Annotated in this window: 24 protein-coding genes; 8 read left to right on the top strand and 16 right to left on the bottom strand. The window is 66.1% G+C overall.

What is annotated here, in order from left to right:
* Window positions 1-8 precede the first annotated feature (8 nt).
* Complete coding sequence (locus ACQP1G_RS08590) at window positions 9-425, top strand: pyridoxamine 5'-phosphate oxidase family protein (protein WP_433200496.1); 417 nt, start codon at window positions 9-11, stop codon at window positions 423-425.
* Between the two features lie 106 nt (window positions 426-531).
* Window positions 532-984 carry a VOC family protein gene (locus ACQP1G_RS08585; protein WP_433200493.1) on the top strand — a complete coding sequence of 151 codons (453 nt, stop codon included), beginning with the start codon at window positions 532-534 and terminating at the stop codon, window positions 982-984.
* Between the two features lie 117 nt (window positions 985-1,101).
* Here ACQP1G_RS08585 and ACQP1G_RS08580 read toward each other — a convergent pair whose 3' ends face one another.
* Complete coding sequence (locus ACQP1G_RS08580) at window positions 1,102-2,013, bottom strand: NAD-dependent epimerase (protein WP_433200490.1); 912 nt, start codon at window positions 2,011-2,013, stop codon at window positions 1,102-1,104.
* Window positions 2,014-2,154: 141 nt separating this feature from the next.
* Here ACQP1G_RS08580 and ACQP1G_RS08575 point away from each other — a divergent pair, with 141 nt between their 5' ends.
* Window positions 2,155-3,114, top strand: a complete 960-nt coding sequence (locus ACQP1G_RS08575; RefSeq protein WP_433200487.1) for a GlxA family transcriptional regulator — start codon at window positions 2,155-2,157, stop codon at window positions 3,112-3,114.
* Window positions 3,115-3,196: 82 nt separating this feature from the next.
* Here the strand turns inward: ACQP1G_RS08575 and ACQP1G_RS08570 are convergent, their stop codons facing one another.
* The 6 genes from ACQP1G_RS08570 to ACQP1G_RS08545 all read right to left on the bottom strand — a co-directional run bounded on the left by ACQP1G_RS08570 (window position 3,197) and on the right by ACQP1G_RS08545 (window position 11,436).
* Window positions 3,197-3,991, bottom strand: a complete 795-nt coding sequence (locus ACQP1G_RS08570; protein WP_433200484.1) for a sirohydrochlorin chelatase — start codon at window positions 3,989-3,991, stop codon at window positions 3,197-3,199.
* On the bottom strand, window positions 3,988-5,229 hold the full coding sequence (locus tag ACQP1G_RS08565; RefSeq protein WP_433200481.1) for a uroporphyrinogen-III synthase: 1,242 nt from the start codon (window positions 5,227-5,229) through the stop codon (window positions 3,988-3,990). Before ACQP1G_RS08565 ends, ACQP1G_RS08570 begins: the two co-directional genes overlap by 4 nt.
* Window positions 5,226-5,678 (bottom strand): nitrite reductase small subunit NirD, encoded by a 453-nt coding sequence (gene nirD, locus ACQP1G_RS08560; protein ID WP_433200478.1) that lies wholly within the window; start codon window positions 5,676-5,678, stop codon window positions 5,226-5,228. The genes ACQP1G_RS08565 and nirD overlap by 4 nt, the downstream gene beginning before the upstream one ends.
* Window positions 5,679-5,742: 64 nt before the next feature.
* Window positions 5,743-8,292: a nitrite reductase large subunit NirB gene (gene nirB / locus ACQP1G_RS08555; RefSeq protein WP_433200475.1), complete on the bottom strand. Its 2,550-nt coding sequence runs from the start codon at window positions 8,290-8,292 to the stop codon at window positions 5,743-5,745.
* A 26-nt stretch (window positions 8,293-8,318) separates the two neighbouring features.
* Window positions 8,319-9,785, bottom strand: a complete 1,467-nt coding sequence (locus ACQP1G_RS08550) for a nitrate/nitrite transporter (protein ID WP_433208318.1) — start codon at window positions 9,783-9,785, stop codon at window positions 8,319-8,321.
* Between the two features lie 391 nt (window positions 9,786-10,176).
* Complete coding sequence (locus ACQP1G_RS08545) at window positions 10,177-11,436, bottom strand: MFS transporter (RefSeq protein ID WP_433200472.1); 1,260 nt, start codon at window positions 11,434-11,436, stop codon at window positions 10,177-10,179.
* 65 nt (window positions 11,437-11,501) lie between these two features.
* Between ACQP1G_RS08545 and ACQP1G_RS08540 the strand changes: the two genes are divergently transcribed.
* The 4 genes from ACQP1G_RS08540 (at window position 11,502) to ACQP1G_RS08525 (ending at window position 15,553) form a co-directional block, all read left to right on the top strand.
* Entirely contained in the window at window positions 11,502-12,173 is a 672-nt protein-coding gene (locus ACQP1G_RS08540) for a FadR/GntR family transcriptional regulator (RefSeq protein WP_433200469.1), read from the top strand.
* 202 nt (window positions 12,174-12,375) lie between these two features.
* Window positions 12,376-13,860, top strand: coding sequence for an MFS transporter (locus tag ACQP1G_RS08535; protein WP_433200466.1), 1,485 nt, complete (start codon window positions 12,376-12,378; stop codon window positions 13,858-13,860).
* Window positions 13,861-14,105: 245 nt separating this feature from the next.
* Complete coding sequence (locus ACQP1G_RS08530; RefSeq protein WP_433200463.1) at window positions 14,106-14,645, top strand: GNAT family N-acetyltransferase; 540 nt, start codon at window positions 14,106-14,108, stop codon at window positions 14,643-14,645.
* A gap of 65 nt (window positions 14,646-14,710) precedes the next feature.
* A complete protein-coding gene (locus tag ACQP1G_RS08525; protein ID WP_433200460.1) occupies window positions 14,711-15,553 on the top strand; it encodes a hypothetical protein in 843 nt (280 codons plus the stop codon).
* Window positions 15,554-15,567: 14 nt separating this feature from the next.
* On the opposite strand, the gene ACQP1G_RS08520 is transcribed toward ACQP1G_RS08525, so the two are convergent.
* From ACQP1G_RS08520 to ACQP1G_RS08490, 7 genes are all read right to left on the bottom strand, one after another.
* Complete coding sequence (locus ACQP1G_RS08520; RefSeq protein WP_433200457.1) at window positions 15,568-16,674, bottom strand: SCO2521 family protein; 1,107 nt, start codon at window positions 16,672-16,674, stop codon at window positions 15,568-15,570.
* Window position 16,675: 1 nt separating this feature from the next.
* The gene (locus ACQP1G_RS08515; RefSeq protein ID WP_433200454.1) at window positions 16,676-17,692 is read right to left on the bottom strand and encodes an SCO2522 family protein; all 1,017 of its coding nucleotides are present in this window, start codon (window positions 17,690-17,692) and stop codon (window positions 16,676-16,678) included.
* A gap of 46 nt (window positions 17,693-17,738) precedes the next feature.
* On the bottom strand, window positions 17,739-18,653 hold the full coding sequence (locus tag ACQP1G_RS08510; protein ID WP_433200451.1) for an SCO2523 family variant P-loop protein: 915 nt from the start codon (window positions 18,651-18,653) through the stop codon (window positions 17,739-17,741).
* Window positions 18,654-18,657: 4 nt separating this feature from the next.
* Complete coding sequence (locus tag ACQP1G_RS08505) at window positions 18,658-20,499, bottom strand: SCO2524 family protein (protein ID WP_433200448.1); 1,842 nt, start codon at window positions 20,497-20,499, stop codon at window positions 18,658-18,660.
* A 296-nt stretch (window positions 20,500-20,795) separates the two neighbouring features.
* Window positions 20,796-21,647, bottom strand: coding sequence for a TIGR02569 family protein (locus ACQP1G_RS08500; protein WP_433200445.1), 852 nt, complete (start codon window positions 21,645-21,647; stop codon window positions 20,796-20,798).
* A 240-nt stretch (window positions 21,648-21,887) separates the two neighbouring features.
* Window positions 21,888-23,072: an adenylyltransferase/sulfurtransferase MoeZ gene (moeZ, locus tag ACQP1G_RS08495; RefSeq protein WP_433200442.1), complete on the bottom strand. Its 1,185-nt coding sequence runs from the start codon at window positions 23,070-23,072 to the stop codon at window positions 21,888-21,890.
* 485 nt (window positions 23,073-23,557) lie between these two features.
* Window positions 23,558-24,553 (bottom strand): DUF3152 domain-containing protein, encoded by a 996-nt coding sequence (locus ACQP1G_RS08490; RefSeq protein ID WP_433208315.1) that lies wholly within the window; start codon window positions 24,551-24,553, stop codon window positions 23,558-23,560.
* Between the two features lie 450 nt (window positions 24,554-25,003).
* On the opposite strand from ACQP1G_RS08490, the gene ACQP1G_RS08485 reads away from it, so the two are divergent.
* Entirely contained in the window at window positions 25,004-25,669 is a 666-nt protein-coding gene (locus tag ACQP1G_RS08485; protein WP_433200439.1) for a TetR/AcrR family transcriptional regulator, read from the top strand.
* 80 nt (window positions 25,670-25,749) lie between these two features.
* Here the strand turns inward: ACQP1G_RS08485 and ACQP1G_RS08480 are convergent, their stop codons facing one another.
* Window positions 25,750-25,977, bottom strand: a complete 228-nt coding sequence (locus tag ACQP1G_RS08480; RefSeq protein ID WP_062984284.1) for a DUF3107 domain-containing protein — start codon at window positions 25,975-25,977, stop codon at window positions 25,750-25,752.
* Window positions 25,978-26,245: 268 nt separating this feature from the next.
* Complete coding sequence (locus tag ACQP1G_RS08475) at window positions 26,246-26,791, bottom strand: YceI family protein (RefSeq protein ID WP_433200436.1); 546 nt, start codon at window positions 26,789-26,791, stop codon at window positions 26,246-26,248.
* Window positions 26,792-26,879 lie beyond the last annotated feature (88 nt).

Below are 26,879 nucleotides of genomic sequence, written 5' to 3'. Positions count from 1 at the left end.
GGTTGGAGATGCGAACGCTACGTCCTGCCGAGATCGCAGGGTTGCTGGCCAGCGATATCGTCGCGCACCTGGCCACCATCGATGCGGCCGGATATCCGCATGTCACGCCCATCTGGTTTCTCTGGGATCAGCATGCTTTCCGGCTGACCAGTTGGGCTGGGCGTCCGCATCTGCGACGGATCAGGGCGAATCCGCGGGTCGGGTTGGTGATCGACCGTGAGATCGGCAGGCATGCGGACGGTCAGCGACCGAACCGGCAGGTCCGGATCATCGGTGACGCCGAGTTGACCATCGACCCGGATGGTGTGTGGACCCAGCGCATCCGGGAGAAGTACGGCAGCGGATCGGCGCCGGATCGGCCGGATCGTGCGCGGGTGCTGATCACCATCACCCCTGATCGGTTCGTCGCCATCGCGAGCGTCTGAGGCCGCCGCGAAAAACTTCGAGAAATCCGTCGAGATACGTCGACGGTGTCCGATCGGCTCCGACAAAGGGGTGACAGCAGGTCATCAACAACCCAAGGAGCCCATCATGTCGGTCAACACGTTCCTCTGGTTCGCCAGCGACGCCGAGGAAGCCGCCACCCGCTACACCGCACTGATCCCCGACTCCCGCATTGCCGAGGTCACCCGCCACCCCGACGGTTCGGCCTTCATCGTGGCCATCGAACTCGACGGCCACCCCTACACCCTGATGAACGGCGGGCCCGGCCACCCCTTCACCGATGCCGCCTCGATCCAGGTTGTCCTCGACACCCAAGCGGAGGTCGACCAACTCTGGGACGCCCTGGTCGACGGTGGCGAACCCGGCCCGTGCGGCTGGCTGACCGACCGCTACGGGCTGTCCTGGCAGGTGGTTCCCGCCACCCTCGTCACCCTCCTGAACGGCGTGAACCCCACCAAATCCGCCGCGGTTGCCACCGCCATGCAGTCCATGTCCAAGCTCGATGTGAAGATCCTGCAGGACGCCTACGACCACGCCTGAGGTTCGGCGTCCGCCGTGCACCGAACTGTTAACCCGGTGCACGGCGGCGGATATCCGTCAGCGCTGCGCGCCGTGCGGAGGTCGCCACGGCCTCGGGAACCGCGGCGATCCAACCGATCAGGACGTCGAAACCACCTCCGCGAATACCGCGTCCAGGTCGCTGGCTTCGACCCCGAACGTCTCCCGAATCGCCCCGTCGTCGACGGTGAACTTCCGGTGCGACATGTGATAGGTCTCGAACAACTCGGCCCAGAATGGGTCGGTGAGGCCGAGCAGGGTCAGTTCGCGATCGGACATCACCGCCAACTGCGGGCTCGCGGCAGCCGCCGCGGCGGCGAAACGTTCGGCGGCCTCGCGTACGGTGCTGGTGATGGTCGGGGCGAGCCAGGCGCGGCCCCAGGCGCTTTCGCTGCGCGCGACCGCGACCAGCGCCGCGGCCGCATCGCCGATCGCGGTGTAGGCGTGCGGCAGGTCCAGATCCTGCGGGACCAGAGCGAGTTGGCCCGCAACCACTTTCGGCTGCACCAGCAGCGAGAACATCGATACCGCACCGGCACCGAGGAACTGGCCGGCCCTGACCTCGGTGACCCGCACCCGGCCCGCGTCGTGGGCCGCCTTGGCATCGAGCCACATCCGCGCGCGCACCCGCCCTTTGGGGCCGGTGGCCGTCAACGGTGTGTCGTCGGTGACCACGCCGTCCACCGGACCGTAGCCGTAGAGGTTGCCCAGCATTACGTAATTCGCGCCGGTCTGCTCCGCGGCCGACAGGATGGCGCCGAACAATGGCGGTACGGCCTCCGGCCAGGTGTGATACGCGGGCATGGCGGCATTGATCACGGTGTCCGCACCCTTGACCTGGTCGGTGAGCACGGCCAGGTCGACGGCATCGGCGGCGATGCGCTCGATATTCGGATGCTCCGGCCCGGCACCGCTGCGGCTGATCATCCGCACCTGGTCGCCGGATTCGGCCAACAGGACCGCGGTTGCCGAGGCGGTGGCACCCCGGCCGACAATGACATGCGAAGGCATGCGACTTCCCTTCTGAGACAAGACAATTCACGCAATCGGCGGCGGCTTCGGAGCCGGTTGCCGGGCGCGTGTCATCAACATTGCCCGGCGCGGGAGCGCTAGACTAGTGGCCGGTTAGCCATCTATCCCAAGGATCCAGCCATGAAGACCGTGGCCGTCGTCGCCGTTGCACCGGTGAAGCCGTTCGAACTCGCCATGCCCGAAACGATGCTCGGCACGGTGACGGTGGACGGGGAGCCCTGCTACCGGGTCGTGGTGTGCACCGCCGAACCCGGTGTGGTCAAGGGCGGATTGGGCGGCTTCGATGTGGTGGTGCCACGCGGATTGGACGCACTCGACGAGGCCGATACCGTCATCGTGCCGAGCACGATCAGCCGCGGCACCGCCGATCCAGCCACCATCGCAGCCTTGCGGCGAGCCGTCGACCAGGGCAAACGCGTCACCTCGATCTGTAGCGGCGCATTCGTATTGGCCCAGGCCGGGCTGTTGTCCGGCCGCACCGCCACCACGCACTGGGGGCTCGCCGACGAACTCGCCGCCAGGTTTCCCGACGTGACCGTACGCACCGACGCGCTGTTCATCGAGGACGGACCGGTGACGACGGCTGCGGGCGCCGCAGCAGGAATCGATCTGTGCCTGCACTTGATTCGCACCGACTACGGTGCGACGGTCGCGAATGCCGCGGCACGTGCCGCCGTCGTGACACCGGTACGGCCCGGCGGCCAAGCTCAATTCGTCGACTCGCCGTTGCCGCCCGAGAACGGCCTTTCGCTAGCGGACACCCGCACCTGGGCCCTCGGCCGCCTGGACACCCCCCTGTCCCTGGACGAGCTGGCCACCCACGCCCGCACCAGCGTCCGCACCCTGACCCGCCGCTTCCACGAGGAAACCGGCCTCAGCCCGCAGAAATGGCTACTGCACCAACGCATCCAACGCGCGCGCGAACTGCTCGAATCCACCACGCTCCCGATGGACCAGGTCGCACGCCACAGCGGCATCGGCTCCGCGGAATCCCTGCGCCAGCACATGATTCGCCACGTGGGTCTACCCCCGAGCGCCTATCGCGCCTCGTTCACCCGCACCCCACGCCGATCCACCTGAGTACCGACGCCGCAGCAGTCGCGGTTGTACGTCGGGATCCGCGCCACGCACGACGGGATCCCGACGTCCACCGATATGGGGATTACGGAGTCTGTGCCCGAGGTGCCAGCTCGCCCGCACGAACCAGGTCGCGGGCGGCGGTGCGGTAGCGATCGGCGATGAGCCGGACGACCGCCGGATGCACGCCGATGGGTTCGGCGACGCCGTCCGCACCAGCCTCGTGCAGGCGCTGCTGGAACAGACCGTGCGCCAGCAGGTACGAGGCGATGAAGACCCGCTTCGCACCCGAATCACGCAGCGCGGCAACCACTTCCGGCACGCGGGGCGCTCCGGTCGCGACATAGCCGATACCAACGGGTGTCGACAGATGCTCGGCGAGCATGGCCGCCGCACGCCGAACATCTTGGCGCGCACGGGCATCCGACGATCCGGCCGCCGCGAAAACAACCGCGTCACCCGTCCGCCATCCGGCGGCACGCAACCGCATGGCCATGATGCGGGCCAACGCCGGATCCGGTCCCATCGCTGGCGTGACCGCGACCTCGGCATGACCGCTCTCGGCCACCTCGCGCGGCACATCCTGGTAGACGTGATATCCGGATGCGAGGAACGCCGGAACCACCACGGCGGGAACCGATTCCCCCGTGGCATCGGTCAGATCGCGCAATACCTCGGACGGCGATGGACCGAGCACGTCCACGAAAGCGGTACGTACCCAGGGCTTCTCGGAGGTCGCCACGGTGCTGTGCGCACCGACCCCGCCGACTGCCATCCCCCCGAGCTCCCGCGTCACCGCCTCGGCGAGGGCGGCGATCATCTGCACACCCCTGGTACTCCTGGTGCCGTGTGCGACCAGGACCAGGGCCGGAGCCGTCACCAGCTCCCCGCAGTCTGGACGTACCTCGGCGCACGCGCCGGGGTACCGATACCGGCCACCGGCGGACGTCCATTGGCCACGGTGCGCGGATAGTCGTCGGCGCATTCCGCGGCGTCCAGCGCGAGTCGGTAGCCCCGTTTGACCACGGTCTGAATCGCTTTCGGCGTACCGAGCCCCGCGCGCAGCCGCGCGATCGCGGTTTCCACGGCATGGGTGTCGTCACCGCCGCCGGGCAGTGCCGCGAGCAGGTCTTCCCGGGAGACGACCCGGCCGGGCTGACGCGCCAGCGACCGCATCAGAGCCATCGGCGCCGGCGCGAGCTGGCGCACCGAACCATCGACTACCACGCAGGCACCGCGCACGCTGATCGTATGTCCGGCGGCCTGAATTCGATTGGCCCGCCGCGGCAATTCCTCGGCGACGTGCCGGGCCAGCGCACCGAGCCGGGCTCGTCCCGGCATCGAGGTCGGCACGCCCAGCTCCTCCAGCGGAGCGGCAGTGATCGGCCCGACGCAGGCGGGCAGCACCCGGCCGCGCAGGGCGTGCAGCACACTTTCGAGCAGTCCGGTTTCCTTGGCCCGCATCAACAATGACGCGACGGCGGGCGCACTGGTGAAGGTCACGCAGTCCAGGCTGGAGGTGACAATGGCCTCGATGAGCTGATCCATCGGCCCCTGATCATCCGGCGGCACCCAGCGATACACCGGCACCGGAACGACATCCGCGCCCGCACACCGCAATACCTCACAGAAGTCCGGTACGGGTTCCCATTCCGTTGTCGCGCCGTGCAATTGGACCGCGATCCGTACGCCCTCCACGCCCTCGGCGAGCAGATGGTCGAGCACCTCCGCGGAGGATTCCGAGGCCGGGGACCACTCCTCGCGCAGTTCGGCGGCGCGGATGGCGCCCTTCGCCTTCGGCCCGCGGGCCAGCATCCTGGTCGCGGCCAGGGTCGTCCGCAAATCCTCGGCGATGCCCCATCCCTCGGCCGCCTCCATCCAACCGCGGAAGCCGATGCCGGTGGTGGCGACAACCAGCTGCGGTGGATCGGCGACGATTTCGCGGGTCACCCGCTCCAGCTCGGCGTCATCGGCCAGCGGAATGATCCGGATCGCGGGCGCCGCGACGATACCGGCACCCCGTCGGATGAGCAGCGTGGCGAACTCATCGGCCCGCCTGGCCGCGGTGATGCCGACCGTGAAACCGGCCAGACAGGCGCCCGTATCGATTGTTGTCATGCCGATCCACCGTCCGTGGCGTCGAGCCCGGTATCGACCGGCTCATTGGAAACCGAAACGATGCCGTCGTCGACGCGCACCGCATATACCGGCAGCGCTGCCGAATCGTCGTCCAGGCAGCGCCCGTCCAACAATGAGAACGCCTGCTTCAGCAGCGGCGACGCCACGACGGGGATACCGCCGCGATCACCGACGATCCCACGCGACATCACTGCCGCGCGGCCGAGCGGATCGATATTGCCGACGGCGTACAGGGTGCCGTCGGTCAGCAGGAACAGGGCGGCCTGACGGCCACCCTTCAGCAACACCGCGACGCCGCGGCCGGGGATCAGGTAGTCGAGTCGGCACGCCTGCGTCCAACCCGTGGGGGATGGCAAGTCGGCGGAGCCGACGGGGTGGGTAAACACAGTGGTAGCTGTGGCAATGCCGGGGGTATCCATCACGGTCATCGGTGTCATCCTCCAAACGCCTTACCCATTGGTACCGGCGTCCTGTTTCTTCGGGGTTAAGCGGCTATTGCCCGCGTGTGGCGACCGGAACTTCCGGCATACCCAACAGCACGGGCACCTTCCGTTCCCCGCTCTCGTCGAACGAAATGGTCGGATCCGCCGCTGCGGGGGCATTGACAAAGGACACGAAGCGCGACAGCTTCTCCTCGTCGTCGAGTACCGCGGCCCATTCGTCGCGGTAGCCAGCGACATGCTGTGCCATGGCCTCCTCCAGATCGTCGGCAATGCCGAGGCTGTCCTCGCAGATGACCTGCTTCAGGTAGTCGATGCCGCCCTCGAGCGCTTCCTGCCACGGCGCGGTGCGCTGCAGCCGGTCGGCGGTGCGGACATAGAACATCAGGTACCGGTCGATGTACTTGATCAGCGTCTCGTCATCGAGATCACCGGCGAGCAGCACCGCATGCTTCGGGGTCAGACCGCCGTTGCCGCCGACGTACAGGTTCCAGCCATGTTCGGTCGCGATGACGCCGACGTCCTTGCCGCGGGCCTCGGCGCATTCCCTGGCGCAGCCCGAGACGGCCAGCTTCAGCTTGTGCGGCGAACGCAATCCGCGGTAGCGCTTCTCCAGCAGCACTGCCATACCCACCGAATCCTGCTGGCCGTACCGGCACCAGGTGGAACCGACGCAGCTCTTCACGGTGCGCAGCGACTTGCCGTAGGCGTGGCCGGACTCCATGCCGACGTCCACCAGCCGCTTCCAGATCAGCGGCAACTGTTCGACACGCGCGCCGAACAGGTCGATCCGCTGACCGCCGGTGACCTTGACGTAGAGGTCGAATTCCTTGGCGATCTGGCCGATGGTGATCAGCTGATCCGCAGTGACCTCACCGCCCGGCATCCGCGGCACCACCGAATAGGTGCCGTTCTTCTGCATATTGGCCAGGAAGTGGTCGTTGGTGTCCTGCAGTGCGGCCTGTTCGCCGTCGAGGATGTGATCGCTCGAAGTCGAGGCCAGGATGGAGGCGACCGTCGGCTTGCAGATATCGCAGCCGGTGCCCGTGCCATGCTTGGCGATCAGGCTGGAGAAGGTGCGAATGCCGGTGACCTGGACGATCTGGAACAGTTCGGCGCGCGACTGCGAGAAGTGCTCGCACAGCGCCTTGGACATCGCCACGCCGGACTGCTCGAGCAGCTTCTTGAGCATGGGCACGCAACCGCCGCAGGAGGTTCCCGCGGACGTGCACTTCTTGATGCCCGCGATATCGCAGGCGCCCTCTTCGATGGCCCCGCAGATCGCACCCTTGGAAACGTTATTGCAGGAGCAGATCTGGGCGTCGTCGGGTAGCGCGTCGGCCCCGAGTTCGGCACCCGCCGGGGAGATCAACTGGGCGGGCTCGGCGGGCAGCGGACGCCCGACCAGCGGACGCAGCGCCGAGTACGCGGTGGCATCGCCGACCAGGATGCCGCCGAGCAGGGTCTGCGCGTCATCGGAGACAACGAGTTTCGCGTAGGTGCCCTTGGCGGCATCGTGCAGCACCACCGATAGCGCGCCCTCGGTGCTGCCGTGCGCGTCACCGAAACTCGCCACGTCGACGCCGAGCAGCTTCAGCTTGGTCGACATATCCGCGCCGGGGAATTCGCCGGCGCCACCGAGCAATCGGTCCGCGACGATCTCGGCGGTGGTGTAGCCGGGAGCAACCAGGCCGTAGCAAACGCCTTCCACCGCAGCGCATTCGCCGATCGCGAAGATATTCGGATCCGAGGTCCGTAGACCCAGATCGGTAATGATGCCGCCGCGCGGACCGACCTCGATACCGCTGTCGCGGGCGATCTGGTCGCGCGGGCGGACACCGGCGGAGAAGACCACCAGACCGGCCTCGATCACCGACTCGTCGGACAGCGTAACCTTCAGGCGCTCAGCCGAATTCGCCTCGGCGACGGTTTCGATCGACGCGGTGCCGACACCGGTGTGCACGGACAGTCCGAGGTCGGTGACCAGCTTCTCCAGGATGGCGCCGCCGCCCTCATCGATCTGAGCGGGCATCAGGCGGGCGTTGTACTCCACCACATGCGGTGTCATGCCGAGCAGTCGCAGCGCGTTGGCCGCCTCCAGGCCGAGCAGACCACCGCCGACGACAACGCCGACCGCACCGGGTCCCGCCGCGGCGGCCGCCGCCCGGATGCCGTCGAGGTCATCGATGGTCCGGTAGACGAAGCACTCCGGCAGATCGTGGCCCGGCACCGGCGGCACAAATGGGTACGAGCCGGTCGCCAGCACCAGCGAGTCGTAGGCGATGGTGTCGCCCGCCGACGTGGTGACCTTGCGGGCCTCCCGGTCGATGGTCTGCGCGGCTTGGCCCAGCCGCAGCTCGACCAGTTCGTCACCGGCGTACTCGTTGCCGGGCAGTGCGAGCTCACTGGCATCCCAGTTGCCGACGTACGACGAGAGTCCGACGCGGTCGTAGGCGGGCAGCTTTTCCTCGCTGAGGATGATCACCTGCCACTGACCGGCCTCGTCCCGGGACCGCAACGCCTCCACGAATCGGTGCCCGACCATGCCGTGGCCGACGACCACGGCGGTCTTGCGCTGGGCGGGGTCGACTGTCGAGTTCATGACTGTCCTCCGTTGATGGTTCGGCGTCAGGCTCGGGCCGACGGGCTGGCGGACTGGGACGTGGTACCGACGGATTCGGCTTCGAGCACGAGGGCCTCGGCCTCGGCGACGACCTCGGAATCGATCGCGACGCGCGGGCGGCGCAGGAACACCATCCAGGTCACCGCGGCGCAGGCCACGTAGAAGGCCATGAAGACCCAGAACGCGGTGGTCGCCGATTTGGTCGAGGCGTAGGAGGAGCGCAGCACCAGGTTGATCGCGACGCCGCCGAGCGCACCGATCGCGCCGACGAAGCCGATGAGCGCGCCGGAGGTGTTCTGCGACCACGCGGCCCGGGCGGTCGGACTCGCGTCCAGGCTCTTGGATTTGGCGTCGAAGACCGACGGGATGATCTTGGTGACCGCACCGTTGCCGATACCCGACACCACGAACAGCGCGATGAATCCGATCACCAGCGCGACCATCGCCGCACCGCTCGGTACGCCGCCGCTGCGATCGCCTGCTGCGCTCGCCACGGCCACCAGCACCGCGGCCGCGGTCATCGCGGCAAAGGTGTACATGGCGACGCGGCTGCCGCCGATCCGGTCGGCCCACTTGCCGCCATAGGGGCGGGCCAGCGAGCCGAGCAGCGGACCGATGAACGCGATCTGCGCGGCGTGCAGGGCGGCCTGCGCGACGGTGGCACCACCGGCCTTGAAGCTGATCTGCAGCACCTGGCCGAAGGCGAAGCTGTAGCCGATGAACGAACCGAAGGTGCCGATGTAGAGGAACGCGATCGCCCAGGACTGCGGCACCTTGAGCGCCGTGATCATGTAGGAGAGATCGGCCTTCTGGTTCTTCAGGTTGTCCATGTAGAGCGCGGCGCCGATACCCGCCATGGCCACGAGCACGAGGTAGATCGCGCAGATCAGCGAGGCGTGGGTGTTGCCGAGGGTGGCGATGACGAGCAGACCGACCAACTGGACGACGGGCACGCCGATATTGCCGCCGCCCGCGTTCAGACCGAGCGCCCACCCCTTCAACCGCTGCGGGTAGAAGGCATTGATATTGGTCATCGAGGAGGCGAAGTTGCCGCCACCGAAACCGGCGAATGCCGCAACGACCAGGAAGGTCGTGTACGAGGTGCCGGGCTGGTTGATGAAGTACAGCGTGAGCAGCGTCGGAATGAGCAGCAGCAGCGCGCTGAAGATGGTCCAGTTGCGGCCGCCGAAACGCGCCGTGGCGACGGTGTACGGAATCCGCAGCACCGCGCCGACCAGGGTCGGCATGGCGACCAGGAAGAACTTGCCCGCCGGATCGATGCCGAACTTATCGGTGGGCATGAACAGCACCATGACCGACCAGATGGACCACACCGAGAAACCGACATGCTCTGCGAAAACAGACCACACCAGGTTGCGCTTGGCGATGTCCTTGCCACCGGCCTCCCAGGCCGCGACATCTTCGGCATCCCAATGCTCGATGTTGTGGTTACGCGTCAGCGTGCTCAACAGGGGCCTCCCAAAATCGGTTAGCCCCACGGTAGGAAACAGGTATTGCCGAAATGCTGCCCCAAATGACCGTCAAATCAACGGTTGCTCACGATTACCGGGAATGCCGGGTGAGTTTCAACGAAATGTTTCAGGCATGTGACACAACGGTTTCCGCACGTCACGAACAGCCGACCTCGAAATCAATGGCCGGTGAGGTGTGACGTGCGCCCCCGCCTCCCCGGACCTGATGCCGGTCGTGAGTGCCGCTACTGTCCCGCCACGGGCCGGCGGCATATTTGACGAGTTACCCGTGTCCTTACGAAATCCGTTGTCACGGTGGGATCGGTCACGCCCAGAATGCTCGCCATCGCACAGCGGTGCAACTCGAGCAGTGAGATCCGGGACGGCGCTATTACTTCCAGGTGTCTTCGAGCATGCGCGGCTTGCATGCCTGCCAGGCACCGGCCAGTAGCACCAGCACCGCGACGACGAGCATCGCGAACGGCGCGGCCCAGCCGTCGGTCGCGCTGTGCAGCACGCCGAACAGCACCGGACCGATGCAGGCCACCGCATAGCCGACACCCTGAGTGAAGCCCGACAGCGAAGCCGAGCCCTGCGGAGTTCTGGTGCGCATATTGATCAGTGTCAACGCCATCGGGAAGGTGCTCGGGCCCAGGCCGAGCAGCACGACCCACAGCAACGTCGCGGTCATCGGCGCGATCAGCAGTCCGGCGAACGCGGTGAAAAAGAAGACGGCACACCCGACTACGAAGGGAAAGGGATTGCGGAACCGCGCGACGATCGTCGGCGCGGTGAACGCGGACACCAGACCGACCAGCGCGAACACGCCAACCATGGTCCCGCCGTATCCGGCGCTCGCGCCCGCCTCGGACAGGATCTTCGGCAGCCAGGTGAACATCGAGTAGGTAGTCAGTGAGGTCATACCGAACATGCCGGCCATGCCCCAGGCCACCGGCGAACGCCACACTTTGCCCTTGGGCTCCGTGGTCCGCGGCGGCAGACCGGTGCTGTCGACGCGATCGCGGCCCCGGCGGTCCCGCAGCACACCGATCCACGGTAGCGCGGCCGCGAAGCCGAGTATTGCCCACAGTCCCAGCGAAATCCGCCAGCCGTGCGCTTCGGCGACGGGCACGGCGATCAGCGCGGGCACCACGGTGCCGAGCTGGACCATGGTGATGTACAGCGAGCTGACCAGCGCGAGCCGATCCGGGAAGTACCGCTTGACCAGCGGCGGGATCACCACATTGCCGATGCCCATACCGCCGAGGGCCAGCGCGGAGAAGATGAGCAGTTCGGCGGTGCCGCCGACCAGCGCCCGGATCAGCATGCCGAGTCCGGCCAGCACCATCGCGACCAGCGCGGTGCGCTCCAGCCCGAGCCTGCGCACGAAGAGCGGGGTGAGCAGACCCGACACCGCGAACATCAGGGTCGGGATCATGCCGAAGACACCGACAACGGCCGTCGAGTACCCGATATCGGCGCCGATGCGCTCGGCGAGCGGAGAGAACGCGGTGACGGCGACCCGAAGGGTGAGCGCGGACACCACAATGGCGGCGAGGACGAGCAGGCGCCCTTCCGTCAGAGCGCGTTTACGCCGCTCGACCCGGACGTATTCCGGGCTGGTCGTGGTTTCGGAGAGGGTCGCAGTCACTGCGAAATCATAGGATGACCCGATGATAGGAGGCAAGAATTTGTGATGGGCGGTACTCTGTTGCCGTGCAACCCGTCCGGCGGACCAGCCTCATTGCCCAGGTAACCGAGCAGCTGCGTGCCGAAATTCGTTCCGGCCGTTGGCCGATCGGCTCCCGTATCCCCACTGAACCAGAGCTCACCGAGCTCACCGGAACCGGTCGAAATACGGTTCGTGAGGCGGTTCAAGCCCTCGTCCACGCCGGGATGCTGGAACGTCGCCAAGGCTCGGGCACCTATGTCATCGCCGCATCGGAGGTCGGTGGCACGCTCGCGAAGTACTTCGCCGACGCGGAGGAACGCGATGTCCTGGAGCTGCGCATGGCCCTGGACACCACCGCCGCCGCACTGGCCGCGCGCCGCCGCGACGAGGGCGATATCGCGAATCTGCGACGGCTCCTGGAGGAACGCAGCCAACAGCGTTGGGACGAACACAATCTCGCGGCCATCGAAGCCGATGTGGAATTGCACCGCGCGATCGTCGTCGCCAGCCACAACGCGGTATATCTCGAGTTCTACGATTCGCTGCTGCCCATTATCGAGCAGGGGATCCGGGCGCGGACCGCGAAATCCGACGACGCCTACGATGCCGAGCACAATGAATTGGTGCAGGCCGTCATCGATGGCGATCCGGAGCAGGCCGCCCAGGCCGCGCGGTGCTTCCTCGGCTCGCTCATCGCGGAATATCCCGACCGCTAGATTCCTGGTCGAATGACCGAAAAGATCCGACCGGTGCCGCACCCGATCGCCAGGTAACCAACAGGTCACCAAGCGTCGTCCCGATGTGTGAGTCGGATTTGCCGGGAACGTCACGGAGCGCCATTCACACGCAACAACCGGCTCCTACCTTTGTCTCGACCGTAGCTCGGCGAACCCACCGAGCCAGATCGAGAGGAAGCCGATGACTGCCGCAGTAGCTGCCACCGGCCAGCAGTCCGACACCCCAGCATTCACCCATCAGAAAAAGGGCCGCTGGTTGGATCATTGGGAGCCGGACAACACCGAATTCTGGGAATCGGGCGGCAAACTCACCGCTCGCAAGAACCTACTCTTCTCCGTCTTCGCCGAGAATCTCGGCTTCAGCGTATGGGTCATCTGGGGCACCGTGGTGACCAGCATGGGCCTGGCGGGTTTCGATTTCCTCGCCGGACTCGGCAAGGGCAACCCGACCGCGGTCAGCAACGCCCTGCTGCTGACCTCGACCCCGACGCTTGTCGGTGCGGCACTGCGCATTCCGTACACCTTCGCCATTCCGAAGTTCGGCGGGCGCGCGTTCACGGCGTTCAGTGCGGCCATGCTGCTCATCCCGACACTCGGCCTCGCCTACTTCGTCAACCACCCCGGCACCCCCATGTGGGTGTTCATGATCCTGGCCGCGCTGGCCGGTTTCGGCGGCGGTAACTTCTCGTCCTCGATGGCCAACATCTCGTTCTTCTTCCCGGAAGGGAAAAAGGGTGCGGCCCTTGGCATCAACGCCGCCGGTGGCAACCTCGGTGTCGCGCAGACCCAGTTGGTGCTGCCGCTGCTGATCACCCTCGGCACGCACATCATGGCCAAGGATGCGGCGGGCTACCGCTTCGGCATCACGCTGTCGGTGCTGGTCTGGATCCCGTTCATCCTGGTCGCCCTCGTCGGCGCACTGCGCTACATGGACAGCATCGGCACGGCCAAGGCCGACGGGAAGTCCTACAAGCTGGCGCTGACCAATAAGCACACTTGGGTGATGTCGTTCCTCTACATCGGCACCTTCGGTTCGTTCATCGGCTTCTCCTTCGCCTTCCCGACGCTGATCAAGGCCAACTTCCCGGATCTGGCCAAGATCGGCTGGATCACCACACTCGGCAACCTGGCCTTCCTCGGCGCGCTGGTCGGCTCGTTCAGCCGTCCGTTCGGCGGCTGGATCTCCGATAAGGTCGGCGGCGCCAAGATCACCGTCTACGTGTTCAGCGGCATGGCCATCGCATGTGTGCTGATCATGGCCGGACTCGAGGCGAAGAGCTTCCCGCTCTACCTGATCGCATTCCTGGTGCTGTTCATCCTGACCGGCATCGGCAACGGTTCGACCTACCGGATGATCCCGTCCATCTTCAACGCCGAAGCCAAGAAGTACGCCTCCGAACACGGCCTCGACCTCACCGAGGCCACGGCCTCGGCCAAGCGCCAGGCCGGTGCCGCGATCGGTGTCATCGGCGCGATCGGCGCCTCTGGCGGCTATCTGCTGCAGCAGGCACTTCGCTTGTCCAACATCAACTTCCACAGCATGAACCCCGCATTCTGGGCCTACTCCGGAGCCTTCCTGGTGATGGCCGCGGTCACCTGGTTCTTCTACCTGCGGTCCTCGTTCGCCGTGGCCCGCATGCCCTCGCTGGCCCACGCCAACGTGTAACCGCCCGCACCGCCCGCCTTTCGGCCGGAACCCCCGATCGGCAGGCCCGGCGCGGCTGCCCCCGACCCCCTCCGGGCCGGCAGCCGCGCCATCGGATAGACCCGAATGCCGCGCCGGGAAAGGTCCCCCGGCGCGGCATTCGGCATCTCGCCCCCGGCGTCAGCCCAAGTCCTCCGGCATTCCCACTCCCGAACCGCGCCAGCACTTTACGCTGGAAAGCAGACTCACACCGGGAGAGGTGAGCATTGGATAATTCCAAGGGGGCGGGGGAACCGGTGTTCCGGACCGCGACGCTGGCGGATCTCGACGATATCGCCGCGCTGGAGCGGGAACACTTCGGCGACCTGTGCTATCCGTACGTGATGCTGCGACAGCTGTTCGACCTGCACGGATCCGAATGGGTGGTGGCCGAAATCGGCGGCAGAGTGCGTGGTTACGCGCTCGTCGGCGTCGGCACCCGGCGGCGCGGCTGGGTAATGGGTCTCGCGGTCGCGCCGCGATACCGCAACCGCGGCGTCGGCCGGGCGCTGCTGGACCGGGCGGTAACGAGTTGCCGGACAGCACAGGCGGATTCGGTGTACATCACGGTCCGGCCGACCGATCAGCGCGTGGTCGATCTGTATAAGAACGCGGGATTCCGTTGGGCCGGACACGAACAGCGCTACTTCGGCGCTGGCGAACCTCGAGACGTGTTGGTGCACAGCATCGAACACCGTCCGAACAACACTCCGGTCCCCGGACCGAATGACAAGCGCTGGCGTAAAGGCGGTCCCACACCCGATTGATAGTCGAATCACGTTGGTATGGTGGATATCACGTCGAGAGCGACGGCTGCACCCGGGGGAACACGATGACCGATTACGCGGGCCTATCCCAACTACCACCTGCGGTCAATTCGATGACCATGCTGATCGATCGGCACGCCGACCGGTATGCGGGCGAGATCGTCGGCTACTTCCAACAGGCCGGGGCCGGGTCCGAGCAGCGGCTACTCGACTCCCTCAACACCCACGTCGAGACATTGGAGCTCGACTACGACCCGGTCAAGATTTCCCAGCCCGGCGACAGCCTGGTCTTCTCCCATATCTACGCGGCGGCGCAGCAGCCCGCCGTGGACGGCGACGGACCGCTGCCGACATTGACGGCTCTGCTCGCCGCCGAGGTCGAATTCCGCGGACCGCGGCGGCTGAGCCGCACCCAGAACATTCGAATCGGCGAAACCTATGAGCATCTCGGTCGTGCGCTGATCGCCGCCGACCTGCCCCAACATGCCGTGCTGGCCTTCAAACGCGCTGTGGGACTGCACCGTTTGGAGGAGGACTTCGAGGCACAGGACCGCTGCGGACACGCCTTGGCGCAAGCCCGCTGTCGCGCCGTGTATCCGGTCTGGCGGCGGATTCCGCATTGGACCCTGGAATGGCTGTGCGGCTATGGTTTTCGGCCGTTCCGGCTACTCGGCTGGATCGCCGCCGTCCTGCTCATCGGCACCGTCGCACTGTGGGCAACCGACAGCCAGTCGATCCCGACCGCACTGCACATGTGCCTGATCAACTACCTGAACCCGCTCGGCCTCGGCGACCTCGACAACATCAGGGGCGCCGGACGCACACTCCTGATCATCGAGGCCTATTCCGGGCTGGTGCTCAATTCGCTGTTCTTCGCCCTGCTGGTCCGGCGATGGTTCCGGATCTGATGCAGCCGCGCCGGCTAGTCCGGGCTGTAGTCCTCGGTGCCGATCCTGGTGCGCCGCACCGCATCCAACGTCGCCACCAGCACCCGATTGTGCAGTTGGTCGATCAATGCCCGACGTCCCGCGGTGAAATCCGGATCGGTGTGCAGCTGCGTCCACAGCCCGCGCAGCGCCGCGGGTGTGTGCGCGCCGGGCACCCACAGATGCGCCAGATGGTGCAGGACCGGGGCGAGCACCGCCATCGACTCCGCACTGCCCGGCGCGAACAGATCGGATTGCTCCAGCGCCGCGGCGGTGACCGTCAACAGCCAATCGTGTACCGCGAGATCCTCACAGAACCGCTGCACCTCGGCCAGTTCCGCCTCGGTGCGCACGGTGATCAACGCGGTGCGGACCGTATCGTTCTGCAACCGGAACCCCACCACCGGCTGCGCCGGATCGCCGATCCGCGCCGCCCAGCGCAGCCTGGTCGTTCCCGATTGCACCGGCGCGTTCTGGTCCAGCCGGTGGTCCATCCGGATGCGGCCGAGCAGCCGATTCGCGATCGACGCCAGATCGAGGGTGCCCACCGGCGACGGTCCGGCGACCAGGAAGCCCTCGGCCAACCGGGCACCGGTTTCCGCGGTGACCTTGGTGATCACCTCGGACACGCCGACCTGGCTCAGATAATGCGACCACGTCCGGCGCTGATCGCTCGCGGCTCGAACGACTCTGGTCCGTGCCGAACTCTGCAGCACCCGTCCACCGACCACGACCGCATGGGTGGCCACCGTGCCGATCGCCCGCACATCGGCATGCGAGGGGGCGGCCAACCGGCAATCCACGCCCTCCGCGGTGGTCGGCGAGACCGCGAGCGACATCGGCCGTTCCCACCACAGCATCGGACGGCCCGGCACGAGCTCGAGCAGTTCCTCGAGATCACCGCGGGACAGCGGCGTGGCCGCGGGCAGCAGGCAGGTATCGACCTCACCGAACACAATGAGCGGGCCGACGGGCGTCCTGGTCTGCGCCGCGCCACTGCGCACCAGCAGACGCACGGCCCGGCCGCGGCGCCGCTGACTCGGGTGCGGCGTCGAGCGCGGCATGCGTACCCGGCGCGCGGGCGAATCATTCGGTTCGTTCACGTCAGGATCCGTCCAGCAGGAAATGGGTGAGGCGTTCGGTCACCTTGCGCGATACGTCGATTCCCTCCTCCTTGCCCCGGTCGACGATCTGATCGACCACCTCGTCGTCGAGTTGGATGTGGTCGAGTATTACCCGCACCGCATGCTCGATACCCAGATATCGCTGCGGTAGCAGCGAAAGTGACCGATATGCGGCAAAAGGTTTGGCCCGCGGATTCAGCTGGACCACCGTTGGCATCTCCCACCAACTATCCGGCCAGGGCGTATCCGGATCCCACGGCTGCGGCTCGGCCACCGGCATACCGTCGAAGCGCAGCATGCCCAGTCGCAGCAATTGCCAGATGGAGGCCAGATACGGGCAGGACCATTTGGTGAAGACTTCCTTGCGCCCGTTCACCTTTCGGGTCTGCTTACTCCACATCTCGACATCGAGGAAAATCGAGTGCTCGCGCCGTCCGAACTCCTCGGGCGGCTCATACGGCTCATCGTGCATGGCCTGCTCCGACTGATCATCGGAGGCCCGGCGGCCATTACAGAGCCAGCCGGATTCCGCGGTCGGCGGCCTGCGGCCGTTCGCGCCCTCGGGCGGCTCGGCCACGATGCGGGCGCGGACCAGCTCGGCCAGCTCGATCCGGGGCACGCTCACCGCGCCGTATTCGGCGGCCGGAACCGCCCAGCAGCCTGCCTCGCGCGCCAAATAGTCGATGGTCAGCCCGCATTCGTCGGCATTGCGCAGCAATGTGTCGAGGATTTCGCCCGGATTGGTATCGGATCGGAAATAGTCGTCGACCAGAAAGCAGGTGCTCACCCTGGCACGCGGACCGAATTCGATTTTGGCGGCCTCGGTGAATGCGGTAACGAGCGGCACGATCCGGCGGAACTGCGCGCGAATCTTGGCCTCACCATTGGCCAGATCGTGCATATAGAAATGCCCGACCTCGATCGACACATGGGACAGCGGCACCTTGGCGACGCGCGCATGCTCGGTCGCCTCGCTGTAGCCTGCGGCATGCTCCATGTGCTCGAAATCCCTTTCCAGGATGGTGTTCTCGAGTTCCGTCGATTCAGATTCGGCGCCAGGTCGCGGGATCGAGCACGCGATCGGCGAGCGTGTCGAAGGCCTCGACGGTCGCCTTATTGGCGATTTCCTTCTGCACGTCGATATCGAGGATCAACTGTTCGCGCCATTGCAGTACCGGCTCGACCGGGGTCTCGCCGAGCATGGCGCTCGCTCCGACCTTGTTCGTCGAGGCCAGTCGTCGCAACATGGAATCCTGCTGGTGCAGCCAAGCCGCCTGTGGCCCAGGGGATTCGGTTGCCTCGTTCAGTTGTGGAACCGCGGTGCGCACGTACCGGACGTTGTCCAGCAGCGCCTCGGAATCGTGCCCGACGTCTGCACCGCAATCGAGCAGTCCGTACCGGCCGCGAACCAGACCGTGCGCGGCGATGATGTGCTGGCGGGTCCAGCGATGAAATACCAACCAGCGCACCGTCCTTGCCGCGAGCTGGGGCAAAGCCGTTGCCTTCAGCGCGATTTCCATCGCCACCGAGCGCCCTGCGCTGAGATCGACAATGCAGACGTCGAAGTCCTGATCGAGTTCGAGCAGTAGCTTGGCGCAGTTGCCCAGGGCGCGGTCATCTATCTTGGTGAACTCCGCGCCACCCGCATCCCCGGGCAGCAGGAAAAGCTTGCCGGTTCGCGTGCGCATCTTGCGCAATTCTCGGCGATCAGTGTTGTCCCGCACGTCGATCCGGGCGGGGACATCCGTCTTTCCGAGCAAATAAGAATGCAGGCCGTCGCCACTGGAGATGCCGCGCTCCACACCACTGATCTCGAACAGCGCCCCCGCGGTCGGGGAGCCGAAATCGAAATCCAGATAGACGACCCGCTTACCCCGGACACACATCCGGTAGGCGAGATTGCAGCTGGTCACCGAACGACCGGTGCCGCCCTTGTCGGAGGTCGCGAACACGATCATGCGCTCAGGGGTTCCTTGTCGCATCGCGGCGGGCGGCGGCCAGCCGGTCGAGTTCACGCAGCGCGTCGAGCGCGTGCACGAAAGTGGTCGCCGAATCCTCCCGCACCAGCTGCCTGGCCTGATCGATGTGGTCTTCCACGCGATCCAGCGCGGCCCGGTTGCCCGAGGTGTCATCGATACTGACACCGAGCATTTCCTGGTCGAACCGGTGTTCGGCGGTGTTCAACATAACCCGCGCGACGGCCTGTAGATCCGGCCAGTTGGGCGGCGGTTCGCGGTAGGTCCGGTCCGCGGCGACCAGACATTCGATGACTCGTTCGGTCATATACCAGGACGGCTTGGTGACCGCGACATCGCCGTTCTCGCCGAAGGCACCCGCCGGATCGTCCCACAGCCCAGGGGCACCGGCCCGGAGCATGCGCCGATCCAGGTGTTCCATTACCGATTTGGACAATTCCATCAGTTTGTCGCGAGCGGCGACATTGTTGGAAAGCCTTGCGGCTTGCAGCATGCGCTTGAGCAGCACCACCGAGAAGTCCGAAACCTCCCACTGCAGTATCGGCCCGTGATCGACCTCGCTACCCTGCAGCGTCAGCCGGACACCCGGGTTGTGCAGCGCCACCGCCGGATCCTCACGCATCGACCGGCGGATGATCCGGCCGCGACCGGCCAACTCGTCGAAAATGGCCACGGCCCTTGTCAAGTCGTCATCGGAGGCGGTGCGGGCGACCAAGTCCTGGATCAGCACGGCGGATACGATGAGACTGAAGTAATCCGACTGCTCATCGTCGGAAGTGCGCCACGGAATATCCTCCAGCGGCCAACTGCCGGAGCCGAAGCGCGCGACCGTCGACCAATAGCGCTGGGTCAGTTCCCAGCGGGTGCGCAGCGCCTGGGCGAGCCTATGCTGTTTCTCGTTGAGCAGACCCAGCTCACCGGTGCGCGGCGAGACGAGGTCATTGATGCCGTCCAGCGCGACGACGGTGAAATAGAGGTACGGGCGGGGATCGGCGATGCCCTTCTGACTCGCGATCTGCGCCTCGACGAAGTCGACCTCGGTAGCGTCGAGCACCACACCCCAACTCCACCCGCATTCGAAGAGCAGGTTCTCGTCCTCGAGCTCCTTGACCGATTCCTCCTGACCGAGGGTGACGTCACTGCGCAGCCGCGACCGCACCCGTTCCAGACTGCGCCGCACACCGTCGACCATGGCCTGCTCGGGCTCGCCGGTCTGGTTCAACATCCCCAGGATCGCCTGTCCTTCACGGGATTTCGGCTTCACCGTATTGACGACGAAGCTGCGGACCAGTCCGGTCATGGCCGCGGTGAGGCGCACACTGAGCTGCTCGGCGAGCGCATCGATCCGCTGGGTCAGCTCCCCCGGCCGCGCCCAGCCGCGGAAGGCGCGCAGGAAGCGCAAGCCGGCCATGCAGAGGGTCAGGGCCATCGAGTAGGAGTCGACGACCTCGATGCCGCGCTGCGCGGCATTGGGTTCACGCTGGTCAGCGGAGCGCAGATAGCTGCCGGCGGAAAAGCTCGGCTGCCCGTCGTCGCGGGTGTTCTGCTCGATATAGCGCTCGAGCAGCCAGACGACGAAGCTCCCGATCTGCTTCGGACCGCCGAGCGGCTCGAGGACCGAACTGACGTCGTTCTCCATACGATCGGGATTGTCCAGCGCGAAGATATCGATCTCCGTGGCCGGATACAGCAGGCAGAGCAACTGCTCGGAATCGCTGATAGAATTGGCGTCGGTTCGACCGCCCCAATGCCAGTCCCTGCCATCCCAGCATGCGGCGAGCATGGCCCGCCAGATATCCAGAATCTGTTGTCTCGGTTGGATTCTCACCTGCCGCCGTCCTCACCCCATATCGCAGGCGCGCCGGTCACCACCGCGTCCACGAACGTCAAATTAGCACGGGCACAACGCTCACGCTGGCTCCACGAGGGGCCGATCTGGTTCCATTCCGGCATCACCGGAACCGGTTGCAGAGCCATCAGAACACAGGCAACCGCACAGCATCCGGCGGCCCGCCGAGCAAGTAAGAAACCCGCCAGCTCGCGGCGGTCGTCAGAGCATACGCAACCGCCGCAGCGCACCCCGCCGGCCGGGGTGTCCGGGTGCCCGTGCGCACGGGACGAAACTCACAGCATCAACCGAACCATATCCGCGGTCCGCGCCAGCCCGGGGAAGGCGTCCGGTGTCGAACGGGGATGCAGTGCATGCACCGCAAGCCGAAACATGACCGCGCGCAACAACATTTGCGGCCACTCGGGGAGATCGGACCAGCGCTCGAGTAGACCGTCGTCGGCGCCGCCCCAGGCGAGTGCGTCGATGACGATGACACCGGCGGCCCAAGGTGCTGGTCGCCAGTAGGGGGTGATATCGGTGAGACCGGGTGTGAAAACTCCGGCGAACAGAACGGTGCCGAACAGATCCCCGTGGACCAGTTGGGCGGGCGTTTGGACCGGTTTGCGCAGCGTCGCCAATTGGCCGATGAGTTCCATACTGCGCTGACCGTCCGGCGAGGTCGCGGGCGGTATCGCACCCGAGCGCAGACTGCGCAGCGGCACCGCCTCCCAGGCGGCGCGGTCGGCGGCGACGAACACATCCACATCCACCCACGGCGAGACCGGGGGCTGGACCAGGAAGCGCGGGCGTTCGAGTTGGGCGGTGGCCTGATGTAGTCGAAGCGATACCGAGACGACCTCGTCGTGGCGCGGCTCCGGCACACCCTCCAGGTAGGTGTCTGCGCGCCAACCGGATACCACATACCGGCCATCGGTGGCACGGACGGGGCGGGCCAGGCGCAGGCCGTCCACCTTCAGGTTTTCGCGGACCTTCGCCGACCATGCCGCCCTGGCATGGTCGGCGACCGGACTCAGCACCACATCACCGAGGCGCCAGCCGCCGTCCCAGTCTCCCAGGGAAACCGGGGTCACTTCACGCAGACCGAACGTGGCGCGCACGTGCTCGGGGGGTTCCACAGAAGTCACGGCCGTACGGTACCGGCTGTGTTGAACTTGCCGCGGCTCCGCCGCGGCGTGTCCGCGGCCCCCCGATGGCTTGCGTCCGACCCTTTCGAGCGACCTGCAAGCAGTCGCTGGCGGCGCGGCCGAGACTCGCGACTACGTCGCATGCGCTTCGGCCGCTCGGACGCAAGCCGGACCGCGGACGTCGCTCGCTCCGTGGTGGTTACGTTGCGAGCGAAAACTCCGGCCCGGGCACGCTGGTCGTCAGTAAACCGGCAGTGACTTGTCGACCTGATTGGCCCAGGCGACGATGCCGCCCTGTACATGCGTGGCGTCGGAGAAACCCGCGTTCTTGAGCACGGCGAGCACCTCGGCCGAGCGGACACCGGTCTTGCAGTGCAACACGATCGGGCGGTTCTGCGGCAGATCCGAGAGCGCTTCACCGGAGAGGAAGCGATCCTTGGGGATCAACTTGGCACCCTCGATATGCACGATGTCCCATTCGACGGGTTCGCGAACGTCGATGAGCTCGATCTCCTTGCCCGCGTCGATGAGCTCCTTGAGTTCGCGCGCGGTGATCGTCGAACCCGCGGCCGCGGCTTGGCCCTCTTCGGAGACCACACCGCAGAACGCCTCGTAGTCGATCAGTTCGGTGATCGGCTGACGTTCCGGATCGCGGCGCAGCTTGATGGTCCGGTAGTTCATATCCAGTGCGTCGTAGACCATCAAACGACCGAGCAGCGGCTCGCCGATGCCGGTGATCAGCTTGATCGCCTCGGTCACCATGATCGAACCGATGGAGGCGCACAGCACGCCGAGTACGCCGCCCTCGGCGCAGGACGGCACCATGCCCGGCGGCGGGGCCTCCGGGTAGAGATCGCGGTAGTTGATGCCGCGGCCGTCGGGTGCGTCCTCCCAGAAGACCGAGACCTGGCCTTCGAAGCGGTAGATGGAGCCCCAGACGTATGGCTTGCCCGCCAACACCGCGGCGTCGTTGACCAGGTAGCGGGTGGCGAAGTTATCGGTGCCGTCGACAATCAGGTCGTACTCGGCGAACAGTTCGACGGCATTCTCTGGCTCCAAGCGGATCTTGTGCAGCCGGACGTCGATGCCGGAGTTGATCTCGAGGATGGAATCGCGTGCGCTGTCGGCCTTCGGGCGACCGATATCGGATTCACCGTGGATGATCTGGCGCTGCAGATTGGAGGCGTCGACCTCGTCGAATTCGACAATGCCCAGTGTGCCGACACCGGCGGCGGCCAGGTAGAGCAGCGCGGGCGATCCGAGGCCGCCAGCACCGATCACCAGCACCTTGGCGTTCTTCAGACGCTTCTGCCCGTCGACGCCGAGATCCGGAATGATCAAATGACGGCTATAGCGGGCGATCTCGTCCTTGGTCAGCTCCGCGGCCGGCTCGACCAGCGGCGGCAGGGACTTCGGTGATGACACGTCCTGGACTCCTCGAATCAGTTGGCCGATCGCACTGTGGTGGTTCAGCGCCTACTAAATCAACACCGACAACCGGACCGTTCTTCCCAACTATGGTCTCGCATCACCAACCGAGCCCCGCAACCGCCCCGCACGACCCCACCACGCCGCTGTGCGGGACATTTCCAGCCCGACCGACCCATCCCTGGTGACCACCACGGAGCGACTTACGAGCGAGGAGTTCGCGCCCCGTCTCACGTCCGAGCCGTCGAGGCGCATACGACGAAGTCACAAGTCTCGACCAACTGTGCCGCAGTACACCGGGTACTGACGATCCGCACCTCAGCAACCACGACGGAGCGAGTCTTACGAGCGACGTTCGCGGCCCGTCTCGCGTCCGAGCCGTCGAAGCGCATGCGACGAAGTCGCGAGTCTCGACGGCTCGGACGCGAGACCAAGGGGGCCGCGAACCCGCCGCGCCAAAGGCGCGGCAAATCCAACACAGCTCATCCGCGGGGGTAGGGCCACGGGTTGAAGCGGCAGCGTTTGCCGTCCATCGGGACCACGCCGTCGGGGTCGAGCGCAGCGATGTCGTTGTTCTTGGTGCCGAAGGTCTGCTGCATCATCACCGGCGCCAGCCCACCATCGGTCTCGCACGGCTGATGCTGGTGATAGCCGATGGCGTGGCCGACCTCGTGGTTGACCTGGTACTGCCGGTAGGACCCGATATCGCCCTCGAAGGCCAACGCACCGCGCACCCAGCGAACTTCCGAGAGCACCACCCGGCGCAGGTCGGCGTTGAAGCACGAGGAGTCGATCGGAATATCGAAACCGCATGCCTTGCGCGAGGATTCGCGAGAGGCCAGCGAGATGCGGAAGTCCGGCTCGCCCCGATCGATGCGCCGGAAGGCGAATTTGCTGTCGTGCGCCCAGCTTTTCGGATTGCTCAGTGTGCTGTCGACCATCTTGGCCACGGATTCGTCCCCGCCGAATCCGGAAGTGTCGACGCCGTTCTCGATTTCGACGGTGTACTTGAATTGGAATTCCGATCCGGTACCCGTCTGTGCGGTGTTCCCCGGCACCACATGCCATGTGCCCGTACCGGTTTCGGTGAACGGTCCGCCGTCGGGCAGCGCGCCGGTCGGCAGGTTCGTCGGGAAGTGGCCGTCGCCCGGCGGTGCGCCGATGATGCCAGCGGAGGCCGCGTGCGGACTCAGCCGTCCGAATCCTGGTGCGCCGCCTGCGATATTCGCGGGATCGGTGCCGGCGCGCACCGCGTCGACGATCACCAGCACGGTGACCACGAACAGCACGGGCAGGGCGTAGGCACGCCAACCATAGGTGCGGACGAAGCGACCGAGCGCGCTCTGTTTCTTGGCGTCGCGCTCCGGTCTCGGTGAACGCGAACGATTCTCGTCGGCGGCGGTGGGATCCCAGCGCGCCCGTAGCGGCTGATGGGAGCGATCGACGGGCGGTCCGTGCAGGCCGAGCGGATCGTAGATCTCGACACCGTTCTCATCCCGCCGCGCCGCCCCGGGTCTGGACGACCAGTCGTCGCGGACCTCCGCGAGGTCTCGGGCAGCAGCACCATTTCCGGCGGCTGCCCCAGTGCTCACCTCGGGGTCCGGCCTTTCCACAGAGCCCGAGACTACGGAACCGGACGCGTCGGAGCCAGCGGGGCGGTGCGCATCTCGCCCGCCGCCGGAAATATTCGGCGGGCCGGAATCGTTAGCTTGGTGCCCGTTAACGCTCGGGGTCACACTCACCAGAGTCTCACAAGGGGCAATACCGCTGAGCCGGGGCACTCGACGGGGCCGAACAGGGTGCGACATATCTCACCGAGTGGGCTCGATCTCCAGCCCGCAACCGCATGTGAGCTACGACCGGGTATCGTTCATTGGATACCCGGTGCACAACCCCATATTGCCGGGGCATCGACTGGGAGAGCCGAAATGACTGACCTCGTGGACCGGATGACGTCTCGCAGAACGTCGTCCGATGCCATGGCGCCGACCAAGCGCGGTACCCGGCTTCCGCGCGACGAGCGTCGTCAACAGCTACTCGCGGCGGCCAGTGAGGTCTTCGTGCAACGCGGCTACCACGCCGCTGGCATGGATGAGATCTCACAGTGCGCCGGAGTGAGCAAGCCGGTGCTGTATCAGCACTTCGCCAGCAAGCTCGAACTCTACTTGGCGGTGCTACAGAACTACGTCGACATGCTGGTGTCGAGTGTGCGCCAGGCACTGCGCTCGACCACCGACAACCGCCAGCGCGTACGTGCCGCCGTGCAGGCCTACTTCGATTTCGTCGATAACGAAATGCAGGGCTTCCGATTGGTTTTCGAATCCGATCTGATCAGCGAGCCGCAGGTGCAGCGCCGGGTCGAGCAGGCCACCGAGGCCTGTGTTGACGCGGTCTTCGATCTGGTCGCCCACGATTCCGGCTTGGACCCCTATCGGGCCCGGATTCTCGCGGTCGGACTGGTCGGCACCAGCCAGTTCACCGCGCGGTACTGGCTGGAGGCGGATCGGCCGATCCCGAAGGAAGAGGCGGTCGATACGACCGTCGCACTGGCCTGGGGCGGTCTGTCGCACGTACCGCTGCACCCGATCAACTGAGCCGACAACTCGGACGAGACGCCAGAGCCCCCGCACTGACCCGAGTGCGGGGGCTCTTGTCTGTCGCGGCGCGGTTCGGCTCAGACGGCGGCGAAGCCGACGCGACCGCCGGTGGCGGCGCCGATCTCGACGTAGGCGACCTTCGAGGCCTGGATCAGGAACTTGCGACCTTTCTCGTCGGTGAGCGCGACGACGCCGCCCTCGCCGCTCAGCGCACCGGACACCAGCGCCTCGACCTCGTCCGGGGTCTGCCCGCTATTGATCACGAGCTCGCGCGGGCTATCCGAAATACCGATCTTGACCTCCACGGCCAACCTCCGAACCTAGAGTCCTGTGTGCTGTCGAAATCAAGGCTAATGCTCCCCCGCCTCCCCGGGTATTCAGCGCCCCACTAAGAGCCACGAAATCCACGTCGGCGACCGGCGGTCGTGCGACCGCCCAGCTCTGGGCGTACCCGATAAGTTACCCATGTACCTGCGAAATCAGTGGTCATGTCGGAGATCCGACAGCCCTGCCGACCGAGCACGCGGGTGGCGTTCGCCTGTCGCGAACGCCGCCCCTCCCGCGTCGCGAAGATTACTTGGGCTCGATGAGCTGGATTTCGAGTTCGACCTTGACCGTATCGCTGAGCATGCCGGGCAGCGGCCCGCCGACGCCGAAGTCGGTGCGCTTGATGGTGCCGGTCGCGGAGAAACCCGCGTGCCGGTCGCCGGTCCCGGCGAATACCTGCACACCGCCCCACTCCACCTCGAGGGTGACCGGCTTGGTGATCCCGCCGAGGGTGGCCTCACCCTCGACCGCGAACGATTCGGCGATCTGGACCGGCTCGACGGCACGGAAGGACAGGGTGGGGCGGTTGGCGACATCGAGGAAGTCGGCGGTCCGCACGTGGTTGTCGCGATCGGCATTACCGGTGTCGAAGGAGTCGAGGTAAATGGTGGCGCCGAGGGTGGCCAAGCCCTTGTCGTCGACGACGAACTCGGTCTCGAACTTGTTGAAACGGCCGCGGACCTTGGAGATGCCCAGGTGGCGGATGGTGAATTCGACCTGGGAGTGCATCGCGTCCAGGGTCCAGGAACCCGGGACGAGCGCGGTGGTGCTGGATTCAGTAGAAGATGTCATGCCATAGACCATGACCGGACCGTGGTCCGTTAACCAGACCGCCGTTATCCTGGACCCGGTAGGGCGGGGATAACCATTCCAGGACAGG

It is taken from the genome of Nocardia sp. CA-107356, assembly GCF_050946365.1.
Lineage (GTDB): Bacteria > Actinomycetota > Actinomycetes > Mycobacteriales > Mycobacteriaceae > Nocardia.
Note: the sequence above shows the minus strand (reverse complement) of the source record. Positions and strands in the feature narration are given on the sequence as shown.

Excerpts from the sequence above, each read along its gene's own strand:
- ACQP1G_RS08590 (WP_433200496.1), top strand. The coding sequence starts at position 9 with ATGCGAACGCTACGTCCTGCCGAGATCGCAGGGTTGCTGGCCAGCGAT.
- ACQP1G_RS08585 (WP_433200493.1), top strand. The coding sequence starts at position 532 with ATGTCGGTCAACACGTTCCTCTGGTTCGCCAGCGACGCCGAGGAAGCC.
- ACQP1G_RS08580 (WP_433200490.1), bottom strand. The coding sequence starts at position 2,013 with ATGCCTTCGCATGTCATTGTCGGCCGGGGTGCCACCGCCTCGGCAACC.
- ACQP1G_RS08575 (WP_433200487.1), top strand. The coding sequence starts at position 2,155 with ATGAAGACCGTGGCCGTCGTCGCCGTTGCACCGGTGAAGCCGTTCGAA.
- ACQP1G_RS08565 (WP_433200481.1), bottom strand. The coding sequence starts at position 5,229 with ATGACAACAATCGATACGGGCGCCTGTCTGGCCGGTTTCACGGTCGGC.
- nirD (WP_433200478.1), bottom strand. The coding sequence starts at position 5,678 with ATGACCGTGATGGATACCCCCGGCATTGCCACAGCTACCACTGTGTTT.
- nirB (WP_433200475.1), bottom strand. The coding sequence starts at position 8,292 with ATGAACTCGACAGTCGACCCCGCCCAGCGCAAGACCGCCGTGGTCGTC.
- ACQP1G_RS08535 (WP_433200466.1), top strand. The coding sequence starts at position 12,376 with ATGACTGCCGCAGTAGCTGCCACCGGCCAGCAGTCCGACACCCCAGCA.
- ACQP1G_RS08525 (WP_433200460.1), top strand. The coding sequence starts at position 14,711 with ATGACCGATTACGCGGGCCTATCCCAACTACCACCTGCGGTCAATTCG.
- ACQP1G_RS08515 (WP_433200454.1), bottom strand. The coding sequence starts at position 17,692 with ATGGAGCATGCCGCAGGCTACAGCGAGGCGACCGAGCATGCGCGCGTC.
- ACQP1G_RS08510 (WP_433200451.1), bottom strand. The coding sequence starts at position 18,653 with ATGATCGTGTTCGCGACCTCCGACAAGGGCGGCACCGGTCGTTCGGTG.
- ACQP1G_RS08485 (WP_433200439.1), top strand. The coding sequence starts at position 25,004 with ATGACTGACCTCGTGGACCGGATGACGTCTCGCAGAACGTCGTCCGAT.
- ACQP1G_RS08475 (WP_433200436.1), bottom strand. The coding sequence starts at position 26,791 with ATGACATCTTCTACTGAATCCAGCACCACCGCGCTCGTCCCGGGTTCC.